The sequence below is a fragment of the Roseobacter sp. HKCC-CH-9208 genome, from assembly GCF_037805125.1.
Taxonomy (GTDB): Bacteria; Pseudomonadota; Alphaproteobacteria; order Rhodobacterales; family Rhodobacteraceae; genus M30B80.
Genome location: NZ_JBBLYK010000001.1, coordinates 62,171 through 80,474 on the forward strand (window position 1 = coordinate 62,171; position 18,304 = coordinate 80,474).

Sequence of the window (18,304 nt, forward strand, 5' to 3'; positions counted from 1 at the left end):
GGCCCGATGCATATCCCACCCCATGACAACCAAAATAAACCCATCGTTGACGTAGATCACGACTTAGTGCCGCTGAATTATTTCAACATCGTAAAGCTGAAAAAAGGCGAGGTGTTTGACTATCAAGTTGCTGGATATGAGACTTGCATCGTGCCTGCTACGGGCAGTGTCGATGTGGATGTTGATGGCGCGTCCTATCCCCGCCTTGGCAATCGCGGGGCCGATGTTTGGGATGGCGAACCCGAGGGGGTTTATGTTCCCGTGGGCGCGCGGGTGCGGATCACATGTGTTAGTGACACGACTGAAACCTTCATTGCGGGGGCCAAATATGACAAAGTTTTGGAGCCGTTTGATGTGCGCGAAGCGGAATTGGATGTGATCCAATACGGATCGGATGACACCAAAACGCATCGTAAGATCAAACATATCCTCGGCACAAAATACGCGGATAAGGTTGGGCGGCTTTTGGTGTCGGAATTGTTCACTGTAGGGGCAGGGGGCTGGTCAGGCTTTCCCAGCCACAAACATGACACGGATCGAACCGATGACGCGGGCGAGATCATCGAAACCCGTCATGATGAAACCTATAATTTCCGCTTCCGCCCCAATTACGGGTCAGGTGTGCAAATGTTGCAGCGGCTCGATAATGAGGTGGGCGAAGCCTATCACATCATGGATGGCTCGACCATTTTGCTTGATAGCGGCTATCACCCTTGCGCCGCGCTGCCGGGCTATGAGATGTATTACTTCACCATTCTAGGCGGCCTGAGCCAACGCTCGCTCAAACAATATTTCCAACCAACCCATGCCGAACAGATCCATACGATCCCAGGCATTTTGGATATGGTGGCCAAGTTTAAATGACCCGCGCGACCCTCACCGATGTCCTGACGCCCGCCTTAGCCCAAGGTTATGCAGTGGCAGGCGTGGTCTGTTTGGGGTGGGAAGACGCGCGCGCCTACACGCGCGCCGCGGAATTAGAGGGGCTGCCCATTATTTTGCAGGCGGGCCCAGGCGCGCGGGCGCATATGCCGATTTCGGTTTGGGGGGTGATGTTTGGCGAATTGGCCGAAAGCGTTTCAGTGCCCGTGGTCAGCCATTTGGATCACGGCACGTCACTTGAGGAGTGCGCCGCAGCAATAGCAGCAGGCTTTTCCTCGGTGATGTTTGACGGCTCGGCGCTGCCCCTATCGCTAAACATTGCCCGCACCGCCGAAATCGCAGAGATGGCCCATGCGGCAGGTGTCTCTTGTGAAGGTGAAATTGGGTATGTCGGCTATGCGGATGGGGCAAAATCGCGGGGCACAGACCCTGAGGAGGCTGCCCGATTTGCCCAAGAGACGGGCATAGATGCAATGGCGATTTCCATCGGGAATGTGCATTTGCAACAAGAAAAGCACCAAGGTCTGGATCGCAACCGCCTTGCTGCGATTGAGGCGCTTTGTGACATTCCACTGGTTATTCATGGCGGCTCAGGCGTGCCTGTGCGAGAGCGTCAAGATTTGGCGCGCATGTCTAAGATTTGTAAATTCAACATCGGAACCGAATTGCGCATGGGGTTTGGCGCGGCCTTGTCCCATGTGATATCAGAGCAGCCCGCCGAATTTGATCGTATCAAAATCCTTGGCCAAACCGAGGAAGCCTTGGTCGCGCTGACCCGCCCCGTTTTGCGCGCGCTTAAACCCTAAACCTCCAGATCGTGCAGATGCGCCTGATAGGGTTTTGCGGTCGGGGGTAAGGTTTTCTGAATTTGATATTCGGGGTCATTCAGCTGCATTTTCAGCGCATGCGCCACCTCGCGCAGCCCATCGACAAAGCCACGATTTGCGGGCGGCAGATCATGTTTGATCACCTCATGCAGGGCGGGCAGATTGTGATAGGGCACCATTGGGAACATATGATGCTCAACATGATAATTCATGTTCCAATAGATGAAACGGCTGATCGGGTTCATGTAAACGCTACGGGAATTGAGGCGGTGATCAAGCACGTTATCGGCCATGCCGGTGTGCTGCAATAACCCCGTCATGATCAGATGCCATGACCCCAAGAGGGCAGGGCCAACCCCCACCAACATCAACGGCAAGATCGACCCCGTGATCGGCACCAATGCCAAAACCACGGCACAGATCGCAAGCCAAATCTGCGCAATCACCTGCGCCTTTCTCCAATAGCGGTCAGGGGTGAAACTGCGTTCTTCTTTGTTCAGCCCATAAAGGGCGTGGCGGAACGTGGCCTTGAACCCATCCCATGTATGGCTGCCAATAAAGAGCCATAGAACCTTAAATATTTGCGGCGGGCGCATGGTGATAATTTCGGGATCACGGCCCACGATGATCGTGTCGGTGTGGTGGCGGGAATGGCTCCATCGCCACAAGACAGGATTACGGAACAGCATGAAGCAGGCGATGTGATAGACCACGGCATTCATCCAAGGGGTCAAGAACGCCGTGCGATGACCTGCCTCGTGCCAGCGGCTATCTGCGCCTGCGGTGTAAAATGTGGCATATATCACCCAAAAGGGCGCTGACCACCATGACCCCCACAGCATGATCCCGCCCGTGGCAGAGGCGAACAAGACCGCGAAGTAAAGGATCGTATCACGAATGGCAGGCCCATCTTTGCGCTGCATCAGGCGGCGCATATCCTCGCGCGGGATATCTGAGTGATACCACTGCGCGGCGGCCAGACCCTTTTCCTCTGCCTCGACCGCAGATGCGCCAAGCAGGCTGTAATCTCGGGTGATCTTATTCACGGGCATCCTCCCCTATGCACGCCTTTATAGATGCAACCATTGCCACTCATTTCTGTCAATCCTTTCCACGAATAACCGCTTTGCGCCTTGCCGCCTAAAGGGGCAGCGGTTAGGTTTTGCGCGAAAAGAGGCATTGCCAAAGGAGGGGCAGACCCATGGGTCAGATTGATCAATCACAATTCGCCATATATCCGAGCCTAAAGGATAAATCCGTCTTTGTTACGGGCGGTGCATCTGGGATTGGCGCGGAAATCGTCAAGGCTTTTGCGGCGCAAGGCAGCCGCGTTGGTTTTGTCGATATTGATGCCAAAGGCGGTGCGGCCTTGGCCGCCGAATTGGGCGATACTGTGCATTTCGAGCAATGTGACCTGCGCGATATTTCTGCATTGCGAACAGCCTTCAAATCATTGGCTGAGGCCTGCGGGCCCGCACATATTTTGGTGAATAACGCCGCCCGTGATGATCGTCATGACTGGCGGACAGTCGAACCCGATTATTGGGACGAGCGATATGCAACCAACCTGCGTCATATGTTTTTCGCCATTCAGGCCGTAGCGCCCGCGATGATTGAGGCGGGTGGTGGCTCGATCATCAATTTTGGGTCCAACTCTTGGATGCAGGCCAGTGGCGATATGCCCGCCTATACCAGTTCTAAATCGGCGGTGCACGGCCTGACCCGCACAATGGCGCGCGATTTGGGGGATCATCGCATTCGGGTGAATACGGTCGTTCCGGGCTGGGTGATGACAGAGCGGCAAAAACAGCTTTGGGTGACGCCTGAGGCCTTGAAAGAGGCGCTCGATCGTCAATGTCTGCCCGATGAGATCGAACCCGTTTATCTCGCGCGGATGGTTTTGTTCTTGGCCTCTGACGATGCGGCCATGTGCACCGCAAATAATTACATGGTCGAGGCTGGGTCAATCTAAGCGACCAAGGGGGCGGCATATTTGCCGCCCTTATTCCTTGCTTGGGACATCTTCCCACAGGACAAAGAAATTCCACCCGCAATAGATCGTGATGGCTGCGATGAATGCGGCCCACCCATAGGTTTGGTTCCAGATCTCGACCCCTGTCCAGAGGCAGAGAAACATGGTCAAGGCAACCCGCCGCCACAGCGGGTTGAAAATGGGATCAGCAAGGGTTTTATGCGCGGCCATCTCTCGTCCTTTCCGGGCCTGATCCCAAAGCGCTGACAAGCTGCGATAGCGATCTGCCATTTGCAAAATTGCCTGCGCATCGCTGACTTGCCCCGTAAGCCAAGCGCGGCCAATTGTGATGACATCCAGGTCTTTTTTCACGCTCATTGCGGATCTTTCCTTTGGAAGTCGGGGTTCAAGTGTCTTTTTGGGTCACATGGGGGATCAGCGGTGCCTCCGCCCCCTTTTGTAGGCGCGCCGCTGTCGCCACAACCAAAGCCTGCGCCACGCACATGGGCGCGGCTAAGGAGCGAGTGAGGCTTTGCTGATATTCGGGCACGGCAAACAGGATCTTTGCCGATTTTGCGAGGGGCGATAGGGTCGTGTCGGAAATGGCAATCACATCATGCCCCGCCGAGGCGGCCTGATCGACAATCTGCACAACCTCATTGGCGTAGTAGCGAAAGGATACAGCAAAGAGCACGTCCCGCGGCCCCATACTGCGCGCGATATGGGTGGCAAGGCCGCCGCTGGCATCCAGAAGGATGCAGCGTTTGCCAATCATGGTCAGCAGATAGCGCATGAGCAAAACCACGGGTGAAGATCGATTTTGTCCGACCAAATAAATGGTTTCGGCCCGCTCCATCAGCTTGGCGGCGGCGGCCATATCAAGGCCTGAAATCTCATCAACCAGACCTTCGAGCGAAGCAATGTCTTGCACGATCATCTCGCGCAGGAATCCGATTTCCGAGATATCATCGCGCGCGGCCATGCCATCACGCAAGGATTGCACGCGCGCCCCAAATCCAGGCGCAGCCGTCTCTAGGCGTTGTTGGAACATGGCCTGCACATCCCGAAACCCTTTATACCCCAAGGCCTGCGCAAAGCGTACGAAACTCGAGGCATGCACCCCGCAGCTTTCGGCAATCGTATTGACCGAACGCACCGCCACATCATTGGGGTTCTGCGTCAGATAGAGCGCGATGGCCTGATAGGTGTTGCTCATCGCGTTGTGACGTTCATGGATCAGGCGGATGAACCCCTCATAGGTATCAGGCGGCGGGGTATCGTTGAGGGAGGTGTTGTGATCCATCACGCCCCCGATCAGACTGTCGCGATCCACGCCTCGGATTTGGCCGAGGCTTGAATGATTTCAACCAGATATTGAATGCGCAACCCCGCACGGAAGTTAAAGGGTTCAGGCGCGCGATCTGCGATGGCATCAAGATAGCCTGCGATCTCAATCGCCTTGAGGTCGTTAAAGCCAATCTGATGGCCTGGTGCCACACAGAATTGCCCATAGGGCGGGTGATCTGGGCTGGCCTCGATTTTGCGAAACCCCTGACGGCCTGTTGCGTCATCGGTGTTGTAGAAATGCAGTTCGTTGAACCGCTCGCCCGTAAAGATAAGCGCGCCCTTGCTGCCATAGACTTCGAAATCATGCTGCATCTTGCGGCCCGTGGCGACCCAATTGGCCTCAATCGAGCCCGTTGCGCCATTTTCAAACCGCAAAAAGGCGCGCCCGACATCATCGACCTCAATTTTGCGGGTGGATCCCGTGGCATCCTTGCGGTGGTCAATCATGGTGACGCAATCCCCCATAACGCGGGTGATTGGCCCCAACAGATATTCTGCCGTGGCCAAGGCATGGCTGCCAATATCGGCCAAGGCCCCGCCGCCCGCAGGATCATGACGGAAGGAATAGGGCGCGTTTGCATCACGCATATAATCCTCGGCATGCGCGCCGCGGTAGCTGCGAATGTCACCCAATTCGCCGCCCGCAATCATCTCGCGGGCAAGCGCCATGATAGGGTTACACAGATAATTGAAACCAACTTGGGTTTTGACCCCTGCCGCCTCTGCCGCAATGGCCATCTCCTCTGCGTCACGCGCCAAGGGGGCCAAGGGCTTTTCGCAATAAACATGCTTGCCCGCCGCAATCGCTGCCATGGCCATTTCTTTGTGCAACGCATTTGGCGCGGTGATATCGACCACATCTATATCGGGGTTTTCGATCAAATCCTGCCACCGATCTGTGGCATGAGCAAAGCCAAACCCTGCCGCCGCGGCCTGCGCCCCCGCAAGCGTGACATCTGCCAGCGTGTGTAATTCCACCTCATAGGGCAAATCAAACACCCGCGCGGCGGTGGCAAAGCCAAACACATGCGCTTTGCCCATAAAGCCCGATCCAATCAAGCCGATGCGAAGTTTCGGTTTAGCTGCCATTGATTGCCTCGTGATTGACAATGAGCGCAGGATCAATCCTGCCTTTGATAAAGTTCAGCGCGTTTTCCACACAGGCGCAGGCCATACGTTCAGCCGCCTCATTGGACAGCCCGCCAATATGGGGTGACAGGATCACCCGCGGATCCGAGAAAAGTGGGTTATCAAGGGCAGGGGGTTCGGATTGGAACACATCCAAACCTGCCGCGGCCACCGTGCCATCCTTTAGCGCCGCCAACAGGGCCGCCTCATCGACAACGCCACCGCGCGCCGTGTTGCAGATCACAACACCGCGTTTCATATGCGCAAAGGCGGTGTGATCCAACAGCGCGCCTTTGGCGGCGGGGATATGCACCGAAATGAAATCAGCCTCAGCCAAGGCTGCGGATAAATCTGTCACTTCTTGCACGGTCCCTTCGGGCCATGCGCCCATTTGGGAAAGATAGGGGTCATAGGCGGATATATGCATGCCAAACCCATCGGCCATTTTCGCCAAACGCCGCCCGATGCGGCCATAGCCGATGATCAAGAGGCGTTTGTTATACACTTCGCGCGCGCGCAAAAGATTACGCCAGTTCCAATCGAACCCTTCGCTACCACGTGTGGCGAAATGCGCGTCTAACGCCTGTTTCGCGCCAGCAAGCATCATCATCATGGCCTGCTCGGCCACGGAGATAGAATTGACATCCCCCACAATGGCCAAGCCAATTCCGCGGGCCGACAATGCATCTACATCCACCGCGTCATATCCCACGCCGTGGCGCGAGACGATTTTCAGGTCTGGTGCAGTTGCAATCATCTCGGCCGTCAGGGGTTGTGTGCGCAGCACAAGCGCATCGGCCTGCGGTAGATAGGGCAGATAGGCCGTAGGTGCGGGATCGGTCACATAGGTGACATCCACGCCCTGCGTTTTAAGTCGCTCAAGCAGCGCCTCGCCCGTTGGATGAAGCGCCCCTGCAACCAAGAGCCGTGTCATCAATAGCCCCCTTTGCCAGCACCTGTGCTGTCCGAACCACCGGCGCGGCCCACAACCTCATGCCAGCCTGTGACCGCCGCGCGGGCTGATTGCGCCAAAAAGCGCACATCACCCCCAACAGTGGTGAGGCGATAGCCCCACTCAATGGCGCGGGCTGCATAGGCGGGGCTGCCGCAATGCAGGCAGGCGGCGATCTTGTTCTTGCGACATACGGCGGCGATTTCCTTAATCATCGCGATCATCTCGGGTTCTTCGCGGTCAAACCCTGGGGGCAAACGCCCCGCTTGGGTGCCGAGGGTCAGATCAGCAGGGCCAACATAAATACCGTCTAGGCCAGGGGTCGCTGCGATTTCCTCAAGATGTTCCATGCCCGCTGCGGTTTCGATCATGGCAATGGCCAGAACCTGCGCATTCGCGTCTTTGACGTTGTAACTGGGGTCGGCAATCACCGCGCGGGTCGGGCCATAGCTGCGCTGCCCATGCGGGGGGTAGCGCAGGTAGCTGACGAATTCTTCTGCTTCGGCGCGAGAATTCACCATGGGGCAGATGATCCCCTCAACGCCCATATCCAAGGCCTTCATGATCCAACTGGGGTCACGCCACGGTACGCGGGCCATGATCGTGGGGCCTACATTACGCAAGGCCTGCACCATGGGCAAAGCCATGCCATAATCCAACGCGCCATGCTGCATATCAATGGTGATGCTGTCAAAACCCTGCGCCGCCATGATCTCGGCGGTAAAGCTAGAACCGATGGAACACCACCCATTCAACGCGGGCTGATCCCCTTGCCATAAGGCCTTGAGTTTGTTTGCTTTCATTTCTAACCTCCCCATGACTGCGGTCACGATTTGGGGGAATCCTTCGCCCAAAGTTTAAGCAAGCGCACACTCTTTCAGCGTCACTATTGCAGCGTCAAAAAGTTTTTGCAATGATCGTTGCGTCAAAATTTTTTTGTCAATATACATTTCGTGTGAGGACGAATCTAGCCCAGGGGAGGGGTGCTGGTATGAGTAACCGAGCAAGTGCAAACGGCACTGTGCGTCTAACTATGGCGCAGGCAATCGTGCGCTACATGGTTAATCAATTCACCATCATTGATGGCGAGGAGGTGCCGCTGTTTGCAGGGGTGTTCGGGATCTTTGGCCACGGCAACGTAACCTGCTTGGCCGAGGCGCTAGAGCGCGTTCAAGATCAGCTTCCCACTTGGCGCGGGCAGAATGAGCAATCCATGGCCTTGGCCGCGATTGCCTATGCCAAAGCAAAGAAACGCCGTCAGATCATGGTCGCGACCTCATCAGTCGGGCCAGGTGCCACTAATATGGTCACCGCTGCGGGCGTTGCGCATGCCAATCGCCTGCCTGTCCTGTTGTTGTCGGGCGACACTTATGTAAACCGCTTGCCCGATCCTGTGTTGCAGCAGGTCGAGCATTTCGGGGATCCAAGCATCACGGTGAACGACAGTTTCCGCGCTGTGACGCGCTATTGGGATCGGATCACCCATCCCGCGCAGATTATCCAATCCTTGCCTGCGGCTGTGGCCACGATGCTAGACCCTGCAGATTGTGGGCCGGCCTTTCTTGGCCTGCCTCAGGACACGCAGGAATTGGCCTATGATTATCCAGAGGCGTTTTTCGAGCGCAAAGTTTGGACTATCGCCCGCCCACGCCCCTCGCGCGATCAGGTCAAGGCGGCGGTCGAAATTTTGAAAACTGCGAAAAACCCTTTAATTATCGCGGGCGGTGGAGTGCGCTATTCTGGGGCCGAGGCCGCGGTGGCAGATTTCGCGAAGCGCCGTGGTATCCCGATGGCTGAAACCATTGCTGGCAAGGGCGGCGTTGTGCATGACAACCCTGCCTATGCAGGCCCAATGGGGATTGAGGGCACCGAGGCCGCGCGGCAATTGGCCGAAACGGCGGATGTGGTGATCGCCATTGGCACCCGTTTGCAGGATTTCACCACAGGATCATGGACAACATTCCCAAAGGATGCGCGGTTTATCAATATCAACGCGGCGCGGTTTGATGCGCAAAAGCACCGCGCACAGGCCGTTGTGGGGGATGCGTTTGAGGCGATCACCGAGATTGATGCGCAATTGGGGGATTGGTCTGCCTCTACCGCCCGTATGACGCAGGCACAAAAATGGTATGCCGAGTGGAATGATTTCTTGGACAAGGGCCAAGCCCCCACAAATCAGGCCGTGCCATCCTATGCGCAAGTCATCGGTGTTGTGAACCGTATGGCGCGCCCCGAAGATGTGATGGTGACTGCCGCAGGCGGATTGCCCGGTGAAACGATCAAAAATTGGCGCTGCAAAGCACCGCACACCTATGATTGTGAATTCGGCTATTCCTGCATGGGCTATGAGGTTGCAGGGGGCTGGGGCCACGCGTTGGCGATGGCAGGCAGCAAAGGCACACCCATCGTCATGGTTGGGGATGGGTCTTATATGATGATGAATTCCGACATCCATTCCTCGGTGATCTCAGGCCATAAGATGATTGTTATCGTCTGCGACAACGGTGGTTATGCGGTGATCAATCGTTTGCAGACCAATACGGGCGGGGCAGGGTTCAACAACCTGCTGAAAGATTGCCGCGTGAAAGACCCAGCCAATGTGCGCCATGTTGATTTTGCAAAACATGCAGAGGCCATGGGGGCCTATGCACGCCATTGTGACAGCCTTGCCGATCTAGAGGCCGCGATGGAATGGGCGCAGACCACCGATGCGACAACGGTGATTTCAATCGCCTCTGATGCCTATACTTGGACAGATGGCGGTGCGGATTGGTATGTGGGCGTGCCCGAAGTCAGCCCCCGTGAAAGCGTTCAAGCCGCCCGCAAGGGCCAAGAAGAATTCCGTAAAAAACAGCGGATTGGAGTGTAAACCTCATGTTGAAGGCCAAATTGGGCATTGCCCCGATTGCATGGTGGAATGACGACCTGCCTGAATTATCAGATGACGTCAGCCTAGAGGAATGTCTGACCCAAGCCTCGGAGGCAGGGTTTAGCGGCATGGAAACAGGCCGCCGCTTTCCAATGGATATGGCGGTTTTGGGCCCGATCTTGGATCGCTATCGGATCTCGGTTTGTGGCGGATGGTTTTCGGGTGAATTGCTTGATGGGGATATCGAGCGCGAAAAGGATCGCATTGCAGAGCAAATGGCGTTTTTCAAAGCCGCAGGCGCGCCGTGCATCGTCTACGGGGAAACAGCGCGGTCTGTGCAGGGCAAGCGCGAGGTGCCTTTGGCGCAAAAGCCAGTGATCAGTGAGGCCGAGATGGCCGCCTATGGGCGCAAGATGTCGGACTTTGCCGATTGGTGCGCGGCCCAAGGGATGCCGATTTCCTATCATCATCACATGGCCGCTGTGGTCGAAACCGAGCCTGAGCTTGATGTGTTTATGAAGCATTCTTCGGTTCCGCTGCTGTTTGATGCGGGGCATATGGCTTTTGCGGGCGGGGATAATTTACGCGTAATTCACAATCATCATGCGCGGATCTCTCATGTCCATACGAAGGATATTCGCAAAAAGGTTGTGGAAAAAATTGACAGAACTAGAAATAGTTTCCTTGATGCAGTGGTTATGGGAGTCTTTACTGTACCAGGCGATGGGGATCTAAATTTTTCTAGCATTATTGCCGCACTCGAAGGTGTCGGTTACGAGGGCTGGTTTGTTGTGGAGGCAGAGCAGGATCCCAAACTGAATTCGCCTCGTGAAATGGCGTCACTTGGACACAGAGTACTATCAGAGTTATTTTCTAAATCTGGATATAGTGTAGAAATATAATGATTTTTAAAACTAATTTTTTTAGCATAGCTTCGCTTAAAATATTTTCTGTTTTTCTTTATTGTTGCTTGTGCAAGTGTTTAGTTAGCGCTAACAAGGCGCTGTGCAATTCGATTTTGGCGCGGGGCGCATTCTCGTGAGTAGTTTAGTTGGTAAAATTGCTGTTCTAACAGGCGCCACTCAGGGCCTTGGAGCAGCAATCGCTCGCGTATTTGCAGAGGCGGATGTAGAAGGCCTTATTGTTGTAGGTCGTAACGCTGCGAGAGGTCAGCGTGTTTGCGATCTTATCGCGGATGAATTTGGCACCCAATGTCACTTTGTGGGCGCGGATTTGTCCGATTTAGATGCCGTGCGTGGTATTATTCCCGCAGCCAAGGCGCAATTTGGCCGCGTGGATATTTTGGTAAATGCGGCAGGCATGACCGATCGTGGCAATCTGCTGAACACTAACGCCGCCCTGTTTGACAAAATGATTGCGGTTAACACCCGTGCGCCGTTTTTCTTGATGCAAGACGCCGTATTGCTGATGCAAGAGGCAGGTGTCAAAGGCAGCATCGTCAATATCGGATCCGCATCTTCGAGGGTGGGGCAACCGTTTCTTGCACCTTACGCAGTGTCAAAGGGTGCGCTTGCCACGCTGAGCCGCCATGCGGGGTTTGCCCTGATGCGCAATAGGGTGCGGGTGAACCAATTGGATATCGGATGGATGAATTCCGATGGCGAACGCGCCTTGCAAGAGGCGGAGACGGGAGATCCAGGCGCCCTTGATCGCGCCGCAAAAGAGTTACCTTTCGGAAGACTGCTTGACCCGGTGGAAGTGGCAAAAGCAGTGTTGTGGATGGCGTCAGACGATAGTGGAATGATGACGGGCTCTGTTATTCATTTCGATCAATCTGTCTGGGGCGGGTATGATGGACAGGCACCTGCGCCTGCTCATGCATTGGTGCCGTGAGGAGGGGCCAAACGTGAGGACGCGCGCGTGGGTGTTTCAAAGAATTCTGCCATAAGCGCAGAATAACAGCTCTTCGGAGCCTATAACTTGGGAGGAAGACCATGAAGAAACTCATTCTCACCGCTGCAGCAGCTGCTTTGATGGCAGGTGCGGCACATGCTGAGCGTTATGTTATGATCACCCACACGCAGGGCACAGACCCGTTCTGGCCTGTTGTGGAAAAGGGTGGCCGTGACGCAGCTGAGGCTGTAGGCGCGACCCTTGAATATAACTTCGACGTATCTGGCGACATGGCTGCAATGGCGCAGCTGATCGAAGCCGCAGCAGCAACACAGCCCGATGGCATCATCGTATCGCTGCCTGACGCAGACGCGCTTGGTGGAGCAATCCGGTCCGCTGTTGCGGACGGCATTCCTGTGGTTACTATGAACTCAGGTCTTGAGTCATCCGCAGCGCTTGGTGCCTTGATGCACGTAGGTCAGCCAGAGCGTTTGGCAGGTCAAAAAGCAGGTGAGCGCGCCGCAGCAGAAGGCGTGACCAACGGGCTTTGCTTGAACCAAGAAGCGTTCAACACCGCGCTTGTGGATCGTTGCACAGGCTACTTCGAAGGTGTCGGCGGCGATCTGAACATGATTGACGTGTCAAACGACCCTGCACAGATCGAAACCCGCACCGCAGCGGCGCTGCAGGCAGACGCATCCATCGATGGCGTTTTGGCTGTTGGCCCACATGTCTGTGAAGCGGCAAACCGCGCGATCAAGGAAGTTGGCGCAGACGTGCATTTGGCATGTTTCGACCTTTCCCCCGGCGTTATGGACATGATCCAAGCAGGTGATGCGGCCTTCACAATCGACCAGCAGCAGCGTCTGCAGGGCTACATGCCTGTGATCGTTCTGCACCTCTACAACACAGGCGCAGGCCTGTTGCCTGGTGCGAACATCCCATCTGGCCCAGGCTTTGTGGATGCATCAAACGCGGCATCGGTTTCTGCACTCGCAGGTATCGATCGCTAAGTTTTTTGATCAGTCAAGACATGAAACAGGCGGGATTTCCCGCCTGTTTTCACCTTCAAAATCCAGATAAAAACAGGATGTGAGATATGGCCGATCGAAGCGAAGCGAACAGGCTTCAACAAGAAACTGCCTTTCAAAAAATCTTACGCCGTCCCGAGATCGGCTCTTTCGTGGTGATGATTATCATCATTGTGGCCTTGGCGATTGCCTCGGATGGTAAGGCGTTTAACCCCTTGGGTCTGAAAAATAACATCGCGATTATTGCCCAATATGGGATCATTGCCACAGGGGCCGCTGTGCTGATGATTGCAGGCGAATTTGACCTGTCAATCGGTTCGATGATTGGCTTTGCGGGCATGTCGATGGCGATGATGCTGAAATGGGGTTTGCCCTTTGGTCTGGGCGAAGCAACCCCTGCCGCAGCGTTTTTCATCACCCTTGCGATGACCTTGGGGATTGGTTGGGTGATTGGCATGATCGTTGTGCGATCTGGCCTCTCGAGTTTTATCGTGACCTTGGCGTTTTTGTTTTTCTTGCGCGGGGTTACCGAAGTTTGCTTCCGCCTGATCAACCAATCGACCCAAATCTCGGGTTTACAAGATTTTAAACTGGAAAGCTGGTTCGCCGACATCATGGGCGGCGAGGTTTTCGGGTGGTTCTATGATATTTGGTTCGCGCTTGGCGGTAATCTTAACCGCAATGGCGAACAATGGGTTCACGGGTTTGACGCGCGGTTTTTCTGGTGGATTGTGATCGCGAGCGTGGCCTATTTCGTGCTCAGCCGCACGCAAATCGGCAACTGGATTTACGCGACAGGCGACAACAAAGAGGCCGCACGCGCCAATGGTGTGCCAGTCGACAAGGTAAAAGTGGGCCTGTTCATGTTCACCGCCTTTTGCGCTACGATGTTTGCCGCATGCCAGGTGTATGACACCAACACATCAGATGCCGCCAAAGGCAATTTGATGGAATTGTTCGCGATTGCCATCGCGGTTGTGGGTGGCACGCTGATGACGGGCGGGTTTGGATCCATCCTTGGCGTGGTCTTTGGGGCGATTACCGTTGGCCTTGTGGCGAATGCGGTGTTCTTCATTCCTGCTATCGATGGCGCATGGTTCCGCGTTTTCCTTGGCGGTATCCTGCTTGCTGCGGTTTTCGCCAATGAGCGTATCCGCAAGCGTATCACGGGAGGGATTTAACCATGGCCGAACCATATCTTCGCGTAGAAAATCTGGTCAAACGCTTTGGCCCTTTCACAGCCCTTGGTGGCGTTGACCTTGAGGTTTTTCCTGGTGAGGTGCATTGCCTGTTGGGAGATAACGGGGCGGGTAAATCGACCCTGATCAAAACCCTTGCAGGTGTTCACCAACCCACCGAAGGCAAAATCTATATCGAAGGGAAACCTGTTACCTTCCGCTCGCCGCGGGATGCGTCTGCTGCTGGCATTGGCACAGTGTATCAGGATTTGGCCCTGAACCCGTTAATGAGCGTCACCCGTAATTTCTTTATGGGTCGTGAATTGACAGGGCCCCTTGGCAGCTTGCGCATGAATGAAATGAACAAGATTGCGCATGATGAGATGCTGAAAATCGGTATTGATTTCTCTGACCCCACGCAGGCGGTCGGCACAATGTCGGGCGGTCAGCGTCAGACATTGGCGATTGCGCGCGCGATTTATTTTGGGGCCAAGGTTCTGATCTTGGATGAACCAACATCAGCGCTTGGTCAGCGTCAGCAGATGGGTGTTTTGAAAACAATCAAACGCGTCCGCGCACGCGGGGATATTGCGATTATTTTCATCACGCATAACGAAATCCATTCGCGTCTGGTGGGAGATCGCTATACTTTCCTTGCGCTTGGTAAAACGATTGGGGCGGGCACCGCTACCGAGATCGGTGACAAGGAAATGCGCCGCTTGATGTCAGGTGGCGCAGAGATGGGCGACCTTAAGGCAGAGCTAGACGCGATCTAATCTCGCTGTAACTGACAGCAGGGGCCGTTCGCGGCCTCTGCATCCGCGGGGTCATGTGTGACTAAAACCGCAGGAATATTGCGCGCGCGGATATGTGCAAAAACAAAGCGGCGCATCTCATCTCGCAATTCCATGTCCAAGGCCGAAAAAGGCTCGTCCATCAACAGTGCGCGAGGCTCTGCCAAGAGGCTGCGCATCAGGCTGGCACGGGATCTTTGGCCGCCTGAAAGGGTGTCTGGGTCAGCCTCATAGAGGCCCGCAAGGCCCGCTGTCTCAAGGGCTGCCTCTATGCCTGCGCGGCGCGCGGTGCGGTCGGCGCTTGCCCGCAGACCAAAGGCAAGATTGTCACCAAGGCTGAGATGGGGAAAAAGGCACGGATCTTGAAAAATCATGCCCACCTCGCGTGTTTCGGGGGCAAGGGAAGCTAGGTCTTGCCCCTCAAGGGTCATATGACCAGTCACCGTGACGGATGGGGCAAGATGGCCTGCGATCGCCGCCAAAAGGGTGGATTTTCCGATGCCAGATGGCCCCATAATCGTGGCAACCTTACCAGGCGCAACACTCAGGCTAAGGGGCTGAAACAGCCTCCGTTCCCCAATGCTGAGGCTTAGTTCTGTGATCTCTAGGCTCATGTCACCCTCGCTTGCATCGCGCGTCTGTTGTGCCAAACATAGCGCGGGGTCAAGAAGGCAAGCAGATAGACCAACAGGGGCAGCGTGGCCTGAAGGCTGCCATAAACACCTGTGATCCTGCGATCCCCGCCTGAGGCGAGCGTGACCGCCTCAGTGGTGATCGTAGCAACCCTGCCGCCGCCCACAAAGAGGGTCGGCAGATATTGTGCAATGGAAACGGCAAAGCCAACTGCCATGGCCACCATGATGGCCCGAAGCATCATGGGAAGTTTCACGGCGAAAAACCGCCGCCAAGGCCCTGCGCCAAGTGCGGCTGCCGCTTGTAAAACCCTGCGATCTATTGCGCGCCACGGATCGAGCAGTATCAACAAAATATAGGGATAAACGAACAAAATATGCGCCCAAATCACGGGCGCCACCCCTGCCGTGATGCCAAGTTTCAGCGCGGCAATATTCACCCCATAAAGAAACCCAATTTGGGGCATCAATAGCGGGGTGTAGATCAGCGGCAAAAGGATAGGTTTCGCCAATTTATTGGGCAAATGATCCACCGCCTCGAGTGTCAGAAGCGCAAGCGGTGTTGCGATTGTCAGACTGACCACTGCGATCTCAAGGCTTGTATGAAGGGGGGCACCCCAATCGCCGCTTTGCCATGCCCTGAGGGATAGGGATTGTGGAAAAACATCAGGCCAAACCCACCGCCATGTGATCGACCACAAAAGCAAGCCCAAAATGCCGATCAGACCCAACCCCATGATCCCGCGCGGCAGGAGCGTGATCCATGACAGGGGTATCCGCGTTCCCCCGCGCCGCCCCATGCGCGCCTCGGCCTTGGCAAGTCGCATCATGCCGCGCTCACATAACCATAGGCTGAGACAGGCCAAGGCAATCAGTGCGATTTGAACGATAGCCCCAGAAAATGCGGGCAATAGCAGCGTCAAATCAGGCGCGATGAACAGGCGCGTGACTAAGACGGCGAAGGTTGGCGGCGCATTCGGCCCCAAGATCAAGGCCATATCCACCACAGATAGCCCGTAAGCCAACACCACCATTATAGGCAGTCGGATCAGCGGGTAAAGCTGCGGCAAGATCAGCAGCGCCCAAATGCGCAGCGTGCCATAGCCAAGGCTTGCCCCGATTTGGCGCGTGCGGGTCACGGGCAATTGCGCCATGGCACTGGCGATAGCGATGACCAAAAAGGGGATTTCCTTGATCACTAAGCCAAGGATCAGCGCGAATCCCGCAGGATCATTCACCAAGGCCAGATCTGGGGGGCGCTCAAAGCCCAAAAGAGGCGCAAGCGCGCGCATGATCCACCCCGAAGGCGCAATTAAGAATGCAACGCCAAGGGCGATTGCGGCGTGGGGAACGGCCAATAGCGGCGCTAAGATACGGGTTTCCCCGCCGCCTTGCGCCACGAAGATCAGCGCAAGCAACAGCGACAGGGCCGTGGCCACCCCCCCTGTTTGCAGCGACAGACCAAGCGCGCCCCAAAACTCGGGCACCGCTATCAAGTGGTGATAGGGCGCAAATGTCAGGTAATCTGCGCCAATCGCGGGGAAAAAGCCCAAACTGGCCGCAAGGCCAATGGCAAAGCCCGCGACAATCGGGGCCAAGACCAAGGCCGCCGCCGCGCTGAACACACCGATATATGCGCCACGCCCCATCAGCGTGCGTAGCGCGCCGCCCAATCTTCGGCGATGGCGGTCATCCAGCTGGCATGGGGCTCAAGCAAGGTTGGCCCCAGATCGGCCAATTCGGGCAAGGCGGGGCTTTGCGGAAGGTCTGCAAAAAACGCTGCCGCTTCGGCATCCATCAGCGCGGGGTCAAGCACGGAAAACGCGCCGAGATTGTCGATATTTTGCATACGCGCCTGCGCTTCGGGCGATAGAAGGAAATCTGCCACAACCTGCGCCCCCTCAACATGGGCCGCGTTATAGGGGATCGCCACAAAACTTATATTTCCAAGCGTTCCCCCCTCGGGCACGAAAACGCGGGCCGTGTCGGGCAAAAGCCCCAAGTTGATGGCCGCTGCCGCATAGCTTGGGTCAAAGGACATGGTGATATCGATTTCGCCATCGTTCAAAAGGCGCGCTTGGATCGACTCGTTTTCAGGGAATGTGTCACCCTCCCGCCACATCAAGGGGCGCAAGGCATCATACCATGCCCAAAGGGGGGCAGTGAGGGCGGCATAATCCTCCTCGCTCACAGGGTTTTGCAGGGTGGCGGGGGTATCAACCAAACTGATCAAAGCCTGTTTTAGAAAACTGGCCCCCATAAAATTGGCAGGATCGGGATGGGTAAAGCGGCTGGGATTGTCGCGCGCCCAATCGAGCAATTCGCTCATAGATTGTGGCGGGTTCGGGACGCGGGCGCTGTCATGGATGAACACAAATTTGGCCAAGCGCCATGGGGCCTCTAGCCCATCAACGGGAACGGTAAAATCAATCGATGCAGGCGCATCAGGCGAAAGGTCAACAAAGCGCGCATTTGGCAGGCGTTGAACAAAGGGGCCAAACAGCAAATCTTGCTCTTTCATCGCTAGAAAATTTGGGCCGTTGATCCAGATCAGATCAACCGCGCCGTCCGTGTTCTGACCTGCGGCACGTTCTGAGAGAACCCTTGTCACGGCCTCGGCCGTGTCGGTTAAAGGCACATGCTCGACCGTGATACCAAACCGCGCCTGCATCTGCGCATCGACCCAATCAATATAGTTGTTCGTGCGTGGATCACCGCCCCATGCATGCCAATACACAGTCTGCCCGCGCGCGGCATCCACTGTGTCTTGCCATGTTTGCGCATGGGTTTGTGTGGCCATCATCATGGCCAGTATCGGCAAAAGGCGTTTGATCATGA

The 18,304-nt window shown here is 55.8% G+C and carries 18 protein-coding genes; 9 read left to right on the forward strand and 9 right to left on the reverse strand.

Going from position 1 to position 18,304, the window contains the following annotated elements; all coding sequences use genetic code 11:
* Positions 1 to 6: 6 nt before the first annotated feature.
* Positions 7 to 864, forward strand: coding sequence for a 5-deoxy-glucuronate isomerase (locus AAC621_RS00350; protein WP_340251068.1), 858 nt, complete (start codon positions 7 to 9; stop codon positions 862 to 864).
* Positions 861 to 1,688, forward strand: coding sequence for a class II fructose-bisphosphate aldolase (locus AAC621_RS00355; protein ID WP_340251070.1), 828 nt, complete (start codon positions 861 to 863; stop codon positions 1,686 to 1,688). The genes AAC621_RS00350 and AAC621_RS00355 overlap by 4 nt, the downstream gene beginning before the upstream one ends.
* Here the strand turns inward: AAC621_RS00355 and AAC621_RS00360 are convergent.
* Positions 1,685 to 2,755 (reverse strand): fatty acid desaturase, encoded by a 1,071-nt coding sequence (locus AAC621_RS00360; RefSeq protein WP_445322472.1) that lies wholly within the window; start codon positions 2,753 to 2,755, stop codon positions 1,685 to 1,687. The genes AAC621_RS00355 and AAC621_RS00360 overlap by 4 nt on opposite strands.
* Positions 2,756 to 2,910: 155 nt before the next feature.
* Here AAC621_RS00360 and AAC621_RS00365 point away from each other — a divergent pair, with 155 nt between their 5' ends.
* The gene (locus tag AAC621_RS00365; RefSeq protein WP_340251074.1) at positions 2,911 to 3,681 is read left to right on the forward strand and encodes an SDR family NAD(P)-dependent oxidoreductase; all 771 of its coding nucleotides are present in this window, start codon (positions 2,911 to 2,913) and stop codon (positions 3,679 to 3,681) included.
* Between the two features lie 30 nt (positions 3,682 to 3,711).
* Here AAC621_RS00365 and AAC621_RS00370 read toward each other — a convergent pair whose 3' ends face one another.
* From AAC621_RS00370 to AAC621_RS00390, 5 genes are read right to left on the reverse strand one after another with little or no spacing between them, the layout of a single operon-like run.
* Complete coding sequence (locus tag AAC621_RS00370; protein WP_340251077.1) at positions 3,712 to 4,059, reverse strand: hypothetical protein; 348 nt, start codon at positions 4,057 to 4,059, stop codon at positions 3,712 to 3,714.
* A 28-nt stretch (positions 4,060 to 4,087) separates the two neighbouring features.
* Positions 4,088 to 5,014: a MurR/RpiR family transcriptional regulator gene (locus AAC621_RS00375; protein ID WP_340251079.1), complete on the reverse strand. Its 927-nt coding sequence runs from the start codon at positions 5,012 to 5,014 to the stop codon at positions 4,088 to 4,090.
* On the reverse strand, positions 4,996 to 6,117 hold the full coding sequence (locus AAC621_RS00380) for a Gfo/Idh/MocA family protein (RefSeq protein WP_340251081.1): 1,122 nt from the start codon (positions 6,115 to 6,117) through the stop codon (positions 4,996 to 4,998). The genes AAC621_RS00375 and AAC621_RS00380 overlap by 19 nt, the downstream gene beginning before the upstream one ends.
* Positions 6,107 to 7,090, reverse strand: coding sequence for a hydroxyacid dehydrogenase (locus tag AAC621_RS00385; RefSeq protein ID WP_340251083.1), 984 nt, complete (start codon positions 7,088 to 7,090; stop codon positions 6,107 to 6,109). Before AAC621_RS00385 ends, AAC621_RS00380 begins: the two co-directional genes overlap by 11 nt.
* The gene (locus tag AAC621_RS00390) at positions 7,090 to 7,911 is read right to left on the reverse strand and encodes an HpcH/HpaI aldolase family protein (protein ID WP_340251085.1); all 822 of its coding nucleotides are present in this window, start codon (positions 7,909 to 7,911) and stop codon (positions 7,090 to 7,092) included. Before AAC621_RS00390 ends, AAC621_RS00385 begins: the two co-directional genes overlap by 1 nt.
* 188 nt (positions 7,912 to 8,099) lie before the next feature.
* On the opposite strand from AAC621_RS00390, the gene iolD reads away from it, so the two are divergent.
* From iolD to AAC621_RS00420, 6 genes are all read left to right on the forward strand, one after another.
* Positions 8,100 to 9,977, forward strand: coding sequence for a 3D-(3,5/4)-trihydroxycyclohexane-1,2-dione acylhydrolase (decyclizing) (iolD, locus tag AAC621_RS00395; protein WP_340251087.1), 1,878 nt, complete (start codon positions 8,100 to 8,102; stop codon positions 9,975 to 9,977).
* Positions 9,978 to 9,982: 5 nt separating this feature from the next.
* Positions 9,983 to 10,879, forward strand: a complete 897-nt coding sequence (gene iolE, locus AAC621_RS00400; protein WP_340251089.1) for a myo-inosose-2 dehydratase — start codon at positions 9,983 to 9,985, stop codon at positions 10,877 to 10,879.
* Between the two features lie 136 nt (positions 10,880 to 11,015).
* A complete protein-coding gene (locus AAC621_RS00405) occupies positions 11,016 to 11,831 on the forward strand; it encodes an SDR family oxidoreductase (protein WP_340251091.1) in 816 nt (271 codons plus the stop codon).
* A gap of 101 nt (positions 11,832 to 11,932) precedes the next feature.
* Positions 11,933 to 12,844: a sugar ABC transporter substrate-binding protein gene (locus AAC621_RS00410; RefSeq protein ID WP_340251093.1), complete on the forward strand. Its 912-nt coding sequence runs from the start codon at positions 11,933 to 11,935 to the stop codon at positions 12,842 to 12,844.
* Positions 12,845 to 12,930: 86 nt separating this feature from the next.
* Positions 12,931 to 14,043 (forward strand): ABC transporter permease, encoded by a 1,113-nt coding sequence (locus tag AAC621_RS00415; RefSeq protein WP_340251095.1) that lies wholly within the window; start codon positions 12,931 to 12,933, stop codon positions 14,041 to 14,043.
* 2 nt (positions 14,044 to 14,045) lie between these two features.
* On the forward strand, positions 14,046 to 14,816 hold the full coding sequence (locus AAC621_RS00420; protein WP_340242657.1) for an ATP-binding cassette domain-containing protein: 771 nt from the start codon (positions 14,046 to 14,048) through the stop codon (positions 14,814 to 14,816).
* Here the strand turns inward: AAC621_RS00420 and AAC621_RS00425 are convergent.
* From AAC621_RS00425 to AAC621_RS00435, 3 genes are read right to left on the reverse strand one after another with little or no spacing between them, the layout of a single operon-like run.
* Positions 14,813 to 15,448 (reverse strand): ATP-binding cassette domain-containing protein, encoded by a 636-nt coding sequence (locus AAC621_RS00425; RefSeq protein WP_340251097.1) that lies wholly within the window; start codon positions 15,446 to 15,448, stop codon positions 14,813 to 14,815. The two genes, AAC621_RS00420 and AAC621_RS00425, sit on opposite strands and share 4 nt — an antisense overlap.
* Complete coding sequence (locus AAC621_RS00430) at positions 15,445 to 17,115, reverse strand: ABC transporter permease (protein WP_340251099.1); 1,671 nt, start codon at positions 17,113 to 17,115, stop codon at positions 15,445 to 15,447. The genes AAC621_RS00425 and AAC621_RS00430 overlap by 4 nt, the downstream gene beginning before the upstream one ends.
* Positions 17,115 to 18,302, reverse strand: coding sequence for an ABC transporter substrate-binding protein (locus tag AAC621_RS00435; protein WP_340251101.1), 1,188 nt, complete (start codon positions 18,300 to 18,302; stop codon positions 17,115 to 17,117). The genes AAC621_RS00430 and AAC621_RS00435 overlap by 1 nt, the downstream gene beginning before the upstream one ends.
* Positions 18,303 to 18,304 lie beyond the last annotated feature (2 nt).

Excerpts from the sequence above, each read along its gene's own strand:
- AAC621_RS00350 (WP_340251068.1), top strand. The coding sequence starts at position 7 with ATGCATATCCCACCCCATGACAACCAAAATAAACCCATCGTTGACGTA.
- AAC621_RS00355 (WP_340251070.1), top strand. The coding sequence starts at position 861 with ATGACCCGCGCGACCCTCACCGATGTCCTGACGCCCGCCTTAGCCCAA.
- AAC621_RS00365 (WP_340251074.1), top strand. The coding sequence starts at position 2,911 with ATGGGTCAGATTGATCAATCACAATTCGCCATATATCCGAGCCTAAAG.
- AAC621_RS00370 (WP_340251077.1), bottom strand. The coding sequence starts at position 4,059 with ATGAGCGTGAAAAAAGACCTGGATGTCATCACAATTGGCCGCGCTTGG.
- AAC621_RS00380 (WP_340251081.1), bottom strand. The coding sequence starts at position 6,117 with ATGGCAGCTAAACCGAAACTTCGCATCGGCTTGATTGGATCGGGCTTT.
- AAC621_RS00385 (WP_340251083.1), bottom strand. The coding sequence starts at position 7,090 with ATGACACGGCTCTTGGTTGCAGGGGCGCTTCATCCAACGGGCGAGGCG.
- AAC621_RS00390 (WP_340251085.1), bottom strand. The coding sequence starts at position 7,911 with ATGAAAGCAAACAAACTCAAGGCCTTATGGCAAGGGGATCAGCCCGCG.
- iolD (WP_340251087.1), top strand. The coding sequence starts at position 8,100 with ATGAGTAACCGAGCAAGTGCAAACGGCACTGTGCGTCTAACTATGGCG.
- iolE (WP_340251089.1), top strand. The coding sequence starts at position 9,983 with ATGTTGAAGGCCAAATTGGGCATTGCCCCGATTGCATGGTGGAATGAC.
- AAC621_RS00410 (WP_340251093.1), top strand. The coding sequence starts at position 11,933 with ATGAAGAAACTCATTCTCACCGCTGCAGCAGCTGCTTTGATGGCAGGT.
- AAC621_RS00415 (WP_340251095.1), top strand. The coding sequence starts at position 12,931 with ATGGCCGATCGAAGCGAAGCGAACAGGCTTCAACAAGAAACTGCCTTT.
- AAC621_RS00420 (WP_340242657.1), top strand. The coding sequence starts at position 14,046 with ATGGCCGAACCATATCTTCGCGTAGAAAATCTGGTCAAACGCTTTGGC.
- AAC621_RS00425 (WP_340251097.1), bottom strand. The coding sequence starts at position 15,448 with ATGAGCCTAGAGATCACAGAACTAAGCCTCAGCATTGGGGAACGGAGG.
- AAC621_RS00430 (WP_340251099.1), bottom strand. The coding sequence starts at position 17,115 with ATGGGGCGTGGCGCATATATCGGTGTGTTCAGCGCGGCGGCGGCCTTG.
- AAC621_RS00435 (WP_340251101.1), bottom strand. The coding sequence starts at position 18,302 with ATGATCAAACGCCTTTTGCCGATACTGGCCATGATGATGGCCACACAA.